Raw genomic sequence first — 9,876 nt, 5'->3', positions numbered from 1 at the left:
CCGGCGGCGAGGTCGGCGCGCCAGGATGCCCGGCCGGCTCGTCCGCCGGGGGCCGCGCCGGTTCCGTCACGAGGTCCTCCTGTCGACAGGCCACCACCGCCGTGCGGCGGACACGGCCAGGCTACCGCCGGAGGTTCCACCGCCCACGCCGGGCGCGACCGCGGATCGGGTCAGTCCATGTTCGTCGGGTAGTCGTGGCCGAACGGCGCGCCCGCCAACCGGACCACGCCGATCACCACTGCGACCACCACGCTGACCGCGACCAGCACCAGGCCGGCCCAGGCCATCCGCTCCCCGCGCCGCAGCCAGGCGCCGCCGGTCAGGAAACCCCCCGAGGCGTACGCCTCGCGGCGCGCCTGGCGGGACAGTTGGAGGGCCACCGTCGCCGGCACCACACCACCGATGAACAGGCCGGTCAGCATCCCGAGCAGCCCCAGCGCGAACACCGCCCGCGCCTTGGTGGCCCGGGCCGGATCGGGATCCAGCGGATGGCGGGGGCCCTGCGCGCTGGACACCTGGCCGGCTGCGGTGGTCATGCCCCCATTCTGCCCAACCCGATGTGCGGGTGGGCAGGTCCGGACACGACGAGGCCCCCGGCAGGTGCCGGGGGCCTCGTCGGTGTTGGTGCTTAGCGGTACGACCCGAAGTCGAAGTCGTCCAGCGGCACAGCCTGCCCGCTGGCCGGCCCGAACCCGTAGTCGGTCTCCGGGTAACCGGTCATCGAGTAGACCTTGGCCTTGGCCTCCTCGGTCGGCTCGACCCGGACGTTGCGGTACTTGCTGATGCCGGTACCGGCCGGGATGAGCTTACCGATGATCACGTTCTCCTTGAGGCCGACCAGCGAGTCGCTGCGCGAGTTGATCGCAGCGTCGGTCAGCACCCGGGTGGTCTCCTGGAAGGAGGCCGCCGAGAGCCAGGAGTCGGTGGCCAGCGAGGCCTTGGTGATACCCATCAGCACCGGACGACCGGCGGCGGGCTCGCCGCCCTCCGAGACGAGTCGGCGGTTCTCCGACTCGAACAGCGCCCGGTCGACCAGCACACCCGGCAGGAACTCGGTCGAGCCGGAGTCGATGACCGTCACCCGCTTGAGCATCTGGCGGATGATGATCTCGATGTGCTTGTCGTGGATGAGCACGCCCTGCGAGCGGTAGACCTCCTGGACCTCCTGGGTCAGGTGGACCTGGACCGCGCGCGGACCGAGGATGCGCAGCAGCTCGTGCGGGTCGATGGTGCCCTCGGTGAGCTTCTCGCCGACCTCGACGTGACCACCGTCGTGGGTCCGCAGCCGGACCCGCTTGGAGATCTTGTCGTAGACGATCTCGTCGCTGCCGTCGTCCGGCACCACGATGATCTTCCGGGAGCGCTCGCCGTCCTCGATCCGGATCCGACCCGGGGTGTCGGCGATGGGCGCCTTACCCTTCGGGACCCGAGCCTCGAAGATTTCCTGGACACGCGGCAGACCCTGGGTGATGTCCTCACCCGCGACACCACCGGTGTGGAAGGTACGCATCGTCAGCTGCGTACCCGGCTCACCGATCGACTGGGCGGCGATGATGCCGACCGCCTCGCCGACGTCCACGGTCTTGCCGGTCGGCAGCGAACGCCCGTAGCAGGCACCGCAGACACCCAGCTTCGACTCGCAGGTGAGCACGCTGCGCACCCGGACCGTCTCCACGCCAGCGGCGACGATCTTGTCGACCCCGATCGAGTTGATGTCCTGACCCCGCTCGGCGACGACGGTGCCGTCCGGCCCCTTGATGTCGTCGGCCAGGGTACGGGCGTGCACGCTGGTCTCGGCGTGCTCGTGCACGACCAGCCTGCCGTCCTCCAGGCGCTCGCCGATCTGCATCGGGATCGCCCGGTCGGTGCCGCAGTCCTCCTCGCGGATGATCACGTCCTGGGAGACGTCCACCAGACGACGGGTCAGGTAACCCGAGTCGGCGGTCCGCAGCGCGGTGTCGGCGAGACCCTTACGGGCACCGTGCGTGGAGATGAAGTACTCCAGCACGGACAGACCCTCCCGGTAGCTGGCCTTGATCGGCCGCGGGATGATCTCGCCCTTCGGGTTGGCCACCAGACCACGGATCGCCGCGATCTGCCGGAGCTGGAGCAGGTTACCGCGGGCACCCGAGTTGATCATCTTCCACAGTGGGTTCTCCTGCGGCAGCGCGGTGTCCATCTCCTTGGCGACCTCGTTGGTCGCCTTGGTCCAGATCTCGATGAGTTCGCCGCGACGCTCCTCGGCGGTCATCAGACCACGCTGGTACTGCTTGTCGATCCGGTCGGCTTCCTTCTCGTACTTCGCCAGGATCTCCGCCTTGCGCGGCGGAGCGATGACGTCCTCCATGCCGATCGTCACGCCGGACCAGGTGGCCCAGTGGAAACCGGCCTCCTTGAGCCCGTCCAGGGTGGCGGCCAGCGCCACCTTGGGGAAGCGCTCGGCGAGGTCGTTGACGATCGCGGAGAGCTGACCCTTGCGGATCTCGTAGTTCACGAAGCGGTAGCCCTGCGGCAGCGTCTCGTTGAACAGCACCCGACCGAGGGTGGTCTCCACGGTCAGCGGCTCACCCTCGACCCAGCCCTCCGGGGCGCTCCACGCCTCGGCGCCGGCGCCGTTGTCGACACCGATCACGTCACGCAGGCGGATCTTCACCGGAGCCTGCAGGTGTAGCTCGCCGTTGTCGAACGCCATCCGCGCCTCGGCGTCCGAGCTGAACGCCCGGCCCTCGCCCTTCTCACCGGCGGTGAGGTGGGTGAGGTGGTACAGGCCGATGACCATGTCCTGGGTGGGCATGGTGACCGGCTTGCCGTCGGCCGGCTTGAGGATGTTGTTCGACGACAGCATCAGGATCCGAGCCTCGGCCTGGGCCTCGGCGGACAGCGGCACGTGCACCGCCATCTGGTCACCGTCGAAGTCGGCGTTGAACGCGGTGCAGACCAGCGGGTGGATCTGGATCGCCTTGCCCTCGACCAGCTGCGGCTCGAAGGCCTGGATGCCCAGGCGGTGCAGGGTCGGCGCCCGGTTGAGCAGCACCGGGTGCTCGCCGATGACCTCTTCCAGCACGTCCCACACGACCGGGCGCTGACGCTCGACCATCCGCTTGGCGGACTTGATGTTCTGTGCGTGGTTGAGGTCGACCAGCCGCTTCATCACGAACGGCTTGAACAGCTCCAGCGCCATCTGCTTGGGCAGACCACACTGGTGCAGCTTGAGCTTCGGGCCGACCACGATGACCGAACGGCCGGAGTAGTCGACGCGCTTGCCCAGCAGGTTCTGCCGGAAGCGGCCCTGCTTGCCCTTGAGCATGTCGGAGAGCGACTTGAGCGGGCGGTTACCCGGACCGGTGACCGGCCGGCCGCGGCGGCCGTTGTCGAACAGCGCGTCGACGGCCTCCTGGAGCATCCGCTTCTCGTTGTTGACGATGATCTCGGGCGCGCCGAGGTCGATCAGTCGCTTGAGGCGGTTGTTCCGGTTGATCACGCGGCGGTACAGGTCGTTCAGGTCCGAGGTCGCGAACCGGCCACCGTCGAGCTGCACCATCGGGCGCAGGTCCGGCGGGATGACCGGGACGCAGTCCAGCACCATGCCGAGCGGCGAGTTGCGGGTGTTCAGGAACGCCGCCACGACCTTGAGCCGCTTGAGCGCCCGGATCTTCCGCTGGCCCTTGCCGGACCGGATGGTCTCCCGCAGGCTCTCGGCCTCGGCGTCGAGGTCCATGTTCTGGACCAGCGCCTTGATGGCCTCGGCGCCCATCGAGCCGGTGAAGTACTCACCGAACCGGTCGCGCAGCTCGCGGTAGAGCAGCTCGTCGGTGACCAGCTGCTTCGGCTCCAGCTTGCGGAAGGTGTCCAGCACCTCGTCCAGGCGGTCGATCTCGCGCTGGGCCCGGTCGCGGATCTGGCGCATCTCGCGCTCTCCGCCCTCCTTGACCTTGCGCCGGACGTCCGCCTTGGCACCCTCGGCCTCCAGCTCGGCCAGGTCGGCCTCGAGCTTGGCGGCCCGCTTCTCGATCTCCGAGTCGCGGCTGTTCTCGGACTGCCGCTTCTCGGCCAGGATCTCGTTCTCGATCGTCGAGAGGTCACGGTGACGCGACTCCGCGTCCACGCTCGTCACGACGTACGAGGCGAAGTAGATGATCTTCTCGAGGTCCTTGGGGGCGAGGTCCAGCAGGTAGCCCAGCCGGCTCGGCACGCCCTTGAAGTACCAGATGTGGGTCACCGGAGCAGCGAGCTCGATGTGCCCCATCCGCTCACGACGGACCTTGGAGCGGGTCACCTCGACGCCACAGCGCTCACAGATGATGCCCTTGAACCGGACGCGCTTGTACTTACCGCAGTAGCACTCCCAGTCCCGCTGCGGACCGAAGATCTTCTCGCAGAAGAGTCCGTCCTTTTCCGGCTTCAGGGTGCGGTAGTTGATCGTCTCAGGCTTCTTGACCTCGCCGTGCGACCACTGACGGATGTCGTCGGCGGTGGCGAGACCAATGCGCAGCTCGTCGAAGAAGTTGACGTCGAGCACTCTGTCCCCTATGTCGTCGTCTGTACTGCTAATTCTCGGGTGGGGTCGGGGGCCGGCGAGCCGGCCCCCGACCGCTCACCTCAGACCTCTTCGACCGAGCTCGGCTCGCGCCGGGACAGGTCGATGCCCAGCTCCTCGGCGGCCCGGAACACCTCGTCGTCGGTCTCGCGCATTTCCAGGGCCACACCGTCGCTGGAGAGCACCTCAACGTTGAGGCACAGCGACTGCAGCTCCTTGAGCAGCACCTTGAACGACTCCGGGATGCCCGGCTCCGGGATGTTCTCGCCCTTGACGATGGCCTCGTAGACCTTCACCCGGCCGAGAACGTCGTCGGACTTGATCGTGAGCAGCTCCTGCAGGGCGTAGGCAGCGCCGTACGCCTGCATCGCCCAGCACTCCATCTCACCGAAACGCTGACCACCGAACTGCGCCTTACCACCCAGCGGCTGCTGCGTGATCATCGAGTACGGGCCGGTCGACCGAGCGTGGATCTTGTCGTCGACCAGGTGGTTGAGCTTCAGGATGTAGACGTAGCCGACCGCGATCGGGTCGGGCAGCGGCTCGCCGGAACGACCGTCGAACAGCTGCGCCTTGCCGGTGCGCCCGATCAGCTGCTTGCCGTCCCGGTTGGGCAGGGTCGACTCGAGCAGACCGGAGATCTCCTCCTCGCGGGCACCGTCGAAGACCGGGGTGGCCACGTTCGTGTCCCCCTCGGACTCGTGCGCGTCGATCGAGCGCAGCTGCCGCTTCCAGTCGGCGTCGTCACCCTCGACCTTCCAGCCGGTCTTGGCGACCCAACCGAGGTGGGTCTCCAGAACCTGGCCGATGTTCATCCGGCTCGGCACGCCGAGCGGGTTGAGCACGATGTCGACCGGGGTGCCGTCCTCGAGGAACGGCATGTCCTCGACCGGAAGGATCTTGGAGATGACGCCCTTGTTGCCGTGCCGGCCGGCGAGCTTGTCGCCGTCCTGGATCTTGCGCTTCTGGGCGACGTAGACCCGGACCAGCTCGTTGACGCCCGGCGGCAGCTCGTCGCCGTCCTCGCGGGAGAAGGTCCGCACACCGATGACCGTGCCGGTCTCGCCGTGCGGCACCTTCAGCGAGGTGTCCCGAACCTCACGCGCCTTCTCACCGAAGATCGCGCGGAGCAGCCGCTCCTCCGGGGTCAGCTCGGTCTCGCCCTTGGGCGTGACCTTGCCGACCAGGATGTCGCCGGGGACGACCTCGGCACCGATCCGGATGATGCCGCGCTCGTCGAGGTCGGCGAGCATTTCCTCGCTGACGTTCGGGATGTCGCGGGTGATCTCCTCCGGGCCGAGCTTGGTGTCCCGGGCGTCGACCTCGTGCTCCTCGATGTGGATCGAGGTGAGCACGTCCTGCTGCACGAGGCGCTGCGACAGGATGATCGCGTCCTCGTAGTTGTGACCCTCCCAGCACATGAACGCCACCAGCAGGTTGCGTCCGAGTGCCATCTCGCCCTCGTCGGTGCACGGACCGTCGGCGATGACCTGACCGGCCTCGACGCGGTCGCCCTCGAAGACGACCGGCTTCTGGTTGACGCAGGAGCCGGCGTTGGAGCGGCGGAACTTGTGCAGCAGGTACGTCCGGCGGTGGCCGTCGTCCTGGTGGATCGTGACGTAGTCGGCGCAGAGGTCCTCGATCACACCGCCGACCTCGGCGACAACCACGTCGCCGGCGTCGACCGCGGCCCGGTACTCCATGCCCGTACCCACCAGCGGCGCCTCGGCCTTGACCAGCGGCACCGCCTGGCGCTGCATGTTCGCGCCCATCAGTGCCCGGTTGGCGTCGTCGTGCTCGAGGAACGGGATCATGGCGGTCGCGACCGAGGTCATCTGCCGGGGCGAGACGTCCATGTAGTCGACGGCACCGGGGACGACGTCCTCGGTCTCACCGCCCTTACGACGACACAGGACCCGGTCCTCGGCGAACGTGCCGTCAGCCTTCAACCGCGCGTTGGCCTGGGCCTTGACGAACCGGTCCTCCTCGTCCGCGGTCAGGTAGTCGATCTGGTCGGTGACCCGACCCTCGACGACCTTCCGGTACGGCGTCTCGATGAAGCCGAACGGGTTGACCCGGGCGAAGGTGGACAGCGCGCCGATCAGGCCGATGTTCGGGCCTTCCGGCGTCTCGATCGGGCACATCCGGCCGTAGTGGGACGGGTGCACGTCACGGACCTCGAAGCCGGCCCGCTCCCGGGACAGACCACCCGGGCCGAGCGCGCTCAGCCGGCGCCGGTGGGTCAGGCCCGCCAGCGGGTTGGTCTGGTCCATGAACTGGGACAGCTGCGACGTCCCGAAGAACTCCTTGATCGCCGCCACCACCGGGCGGATGTTGATCAGGGTCTGCGGGGTGATCGCCTCGACGTCCTGCGTGGTCATCCGCTCACGGACGACCCGCTCCATGCGGGACAGGCCGACCCGAACCTGGTTCTGGATCAGCTCACCCACGGTGCGCAGGCGCCGGTTGCCGAAGTGGTCGATGTCGTCGGCCTCGTAGCCGTCCTCACCGGCGTGCAGCCGGCACAGGTACTCCACGGTGGCGACGATGTCGTCCTCGGTGAGCGTGCCGGTGGTGATCGGCACGTCCACTTCGAGCTTCTTGTTGAACTTGTAGCGCCCGACCTTGGCGACGTCGTACCTCTTCGGGTTGAAGAAGAGGTTGTCGAGCAGGGTCTGGGCGTTCTCGCGCGTCGGCGGCTCGCCAGGGCGCAGCTTGCGGTAGATGTCTAGCAGGGCCTCATCCTGGCCGGCGATGTGGTCCTTCTCGAGCGTCGTCATCATCAGCTCGGACCAGCCGAACTTCTCACGGATCCGCTCGGCCGACCATCCGATGGCCTTGAGCAGGACCGTGACGGCCTGCCGACGCTTGCGGTCGATACGTACGCCGACCGTGTCGCGCTTGTCGATGTCGAACTCCAGCCAGGCACCCCGACTCGGGATGACCTTGACGCTGGAGAGGTCGCGGTCGGAGGTCTTGTCCGGCTGCTTGTCGAAGTACACGCCCGGGGACCGGACGAGCTGGCTGACCACGACGCGCTCGGTGCCGTTGATGACGAAGGTGCCCTTGGGCGTCATCATCGGGAAGTCACCCATGAACACCGTCTGACTCTTGATCTCGCCAGTGGTGTTGTTGGTGAACTCCGCGGTCACGAAGAGCGGAGCGCAGTAGGTCAGGTCCTTCTCCTTGCACTCCTCGATCGAGGCCTTGACCTCGTCGAAGCGCGGCGCCGAGAAGGAAAGCGACATGGTGCCGGAGAAGTCCTCAATGGGACTGATCTCTTCAAGGATCTCCGCGAGACCCGAGCGTGCGTGCGGGTCGTCCGCCGACCGGCCCTGCCAAGCCTCGTTGCCGACGAGCCAGTCGAAGGACTCGTTCTGGATGGCAAGGAGGTTGGGGACCTCGAGGTGTTCGGTGATCCTGCCGAATGAAACTCGGCGGGGAGCGAATGCGCTCGACGTACGACTGGTCTTCGCAGGGCGGGAAGCTGCCAAGATGCGTCCTTCCGAGGACCGGTGCTGCAGAACGGCTGGTACGCGTGCACTCCAATGACCCCACCAGAAATATCCGTAAACGGACATTTCCGAGCAGGGGTCAAGTCGGAAGGCAGCGCAAACTAGCAGTGTAGCCGAGAGGCTAACCGCTGTCCAGCCCACCCCGCAGGTCGTTCGCGGAACGCGCCTCGGCCCCCGTCAACCGGGGTCTGCCGGGCCGCTCAGAACGCAACGTCCCCACTGGGCCGCGCGGGTTGCCGCAGCCGTTGGTGCCGCCGCTGTCATTACCCACGTTGTGGCCGTCGCAAGCGCGGTGTCTTGCTGGTGTCAGCGTGCCTGGCAGCCCGGGGCCGCGTCAAGGCCCGGTATCCGGGTCGTCTGTTCTTTCCCACCGGAGGTGGACCCGTCGCGCTCGTCCGGGGCCCCACACCGATCGTCGACGCCCAGCTCAGGGCCGGTGCCGCCGGATCCACCAACACGGCGGGCGGTGATCCGTGTCGGATCACCGCCCGCCGCGACGCGATCGTGTCGCGGCTCACCGAGCCGAGGCACGCGCAGGTGGAACGTCAGGTCACTTGAGGGTGACCTTGGCGCCCTCGCCCTCGAGCTTGGCCTTCGCCTTGTCGGCGGTCTCCTTGTTGACCTTCTCCAGGATGGCCTTCGGCGCGGACTCGACCGCGTCCTTGGCCTCCTTGAGGCCCAGGCCGGTCAGCTCACGCACGACCTTGATGACCTGGATCTTCTTGCCGCCGTCAGCCTCGAGGATGACGTCGAACTCGTCCTTCTCCGGCTCGGCCTCGGCGGCGGCCGGGGCGCCACCAGCGGCGGCAACCGCGACCGGAGCCGCGGCGGTGACCTCGAAGGTGTCCTCGAACTGCTTCACGAACTCGGAGAGCTCGATCAGCGTCATCTCCTTGAACGCGTCAAGCAGCTCGTCGGTGCTGAGCTTCGCCATGTCTGGCGTCCTTTCTAAAGGTTGTTAAGAACGTGGGTGCGCCGCGCGGCCTCAGGCCGCCTCGGCGCCCTCCTGCTCGCGCTTCTTGTCCGCAAGGGCGGCCGCCGCGCGGGCGGCCTTGGAGAGCGGTGCCTGGAACAGGGCCGCGGCCTTGCTCAGGTTGCCCTTCATCGCGCCGGCCAGCTTGGCCAGCAGCACCTCGCGGGACTCCAGGTCGGCGAGCTTCGTGACCTCGGCCGCGGAAATGGCCTTGCCCTCGAAGACACCGCCCTTGATGACGAGCTTCGGGTTGGCCTTCGCGAAGTCGCGAAGCCCCTTCGCCGCCTCGACGACGTCGCCCGAAACGAAAGTCAGCGCGGTAGGACCGGTGAACAGCTCGTCGAGGCCGGTGATGCCCGCGTCCGTCGCAGCACGCTTCGCCAGCGTGTTCTTCGCGACCGTGTAGCTGGTCTCGGCACCGAGCGAGCGCCGCAGCTGGGTGAGCTGGGAAACCGTCAGACCGCGGTACTCGGTCAGCACGGTGGCGCCCGCGCTGCGGAAGCTCTCGGTCAGCTCAGAGACGGCCGTGGCCTTGTCGGCTCGGATCGGCTTGTCCGCCATGTCCCTCCTCTCTCGTTACTCGAGGCTGGTCCCCGTCACGGCCGAAGCCTGGAACGGGGGCGGAGGCAGCGACAACGAGAAAGCCCCGGCGCAGGGCGCACGGGGCGAGGGCCGGCGGATCGTCACGGTCGGCGGACCATGCTCACTGCCGAGTTACGCTTGCCGCCCTACGCGGGTCGCCCGTCTGTCGCGGGACCTTCGACCGTGCCGAAACACGGTGACCAGCGGTCTCTGGGTGGTTCCTCATCCATGAGAACACGGATGACTGTTGAAGAGTACGCGCCCGCGCC

At 67.7% G+C, this 9,876-nt stretch carries 5 protein-coding genes; all 5 read right to left on the bottom strand.

Annotated features, from left to right (window positions below):
- Positions 1-170: 170 nt before the first annotated feature.
- The 5 genes from F8271_RS06660 to rplJ all read right to left on the bottom strand — a co-directional run bounded on the left by F8271_RS06660 (position 171) and on the right by rplJ (position 9,586).
- The gene (locus F8271_RS06660) at positions 171-536 is read right to left on the bottom strand and encodes a hypothetical protein (RefSeq protein ID WP_151488765.1); all 366 of its coding nucleotides are present in this window, start codon (positions 534-536) and stop codon (positions 171-173) included.
- A gap of 92 nt (positions 537-628) precedes the next feature.
- Positions 629-4,519, bottom strand: a complete 3,891-nt coding sequence (locus F8271_RS06655; protein ID WP_151488764.1) for a DNA-directed RNA polymerase subunit beta' — start codon at positions 4,517-4,519, stop codon at positions 629-631.
- A gap of 80 nt (positions 4,520-4,599) precedes the next feature.
- Entirely contained in the window at positions 4,600-8,031 is a 3,432-nt protein-coding gene (locus F8271_RS06650) for a DNA-directed RNA polymerase subunit beta (RefSeq protein WP_151488763.1), read from the bottom strand.
- A gap of 571 nt (positions 8,032-8,602) precedes the next feature.
- Positions 8,603-8,986 carry a 50S ribosomal protein L7/L12 gene (gene rplL, locus F8271_RS06645; RefSeq protein ID WP_151488762.1) on the bottom strand — a complete coding sequence of 128 codons (384 nt, stop codon included), beginning with the start codon at positions 8,984-8,986 and terminating at the stop codon, positions 8,603-8,605.
- Between the two features lie 51 nt (positions 8,987-9,037).
- Positions 9,038-9,586, bottom strand: a complete 549-nt coding sequence (gene rplJ / locus F8271_RS06640) for a 50S ribosomal protein L10 (RefSeq protein ID WP_151488761.1) — start codon at positions 9,584-9,586, stop codon at positions 9,038-9,040.
- Between the last annotated feature and the right edge of the window lie 290 nt (positions 9,587-9,876).

It is taken from the genome of Micromonospora sp. ALFpr18c (genome assembly GCF_008868155.1).
In the GTDB taxonomy this organism is placed as follows: Bacteria; Actinomycetota; Actinomycetes; order Mycobacteriales; family Micromonosporaceae; genus Micromonospora.
The sequence above is the reverse complement of the archived record's forward strand: the minus strand, read 5'-3'. Positions and strand labels throughout refer to the sequence as shown.

Bases quoted from the DNA above. Each gene is read 5' to 3' on its own strand.
- F8271_RS06660 (WP_151488765.1), bottom strand. From the start codon at position 536: ATGACCACCGCAGCCGGCCAGGTGTCCAGCGCGCAGGGCCCCCGCCAT.
- rplL (WP_151488762.1), bottom strand. From the start codon at position 8,986: ATGGCGAAGCTCAGCACCGACGAGCTGCTTGACGCGTTCAAGGAGATG.
- rplJ (WP_151488761.1), bottom strand. From the start codon at position 9,586: ATGGCGGACAAGCCGATCCGAGCCGACAAGGCCACGGCCGTCTCTGAG.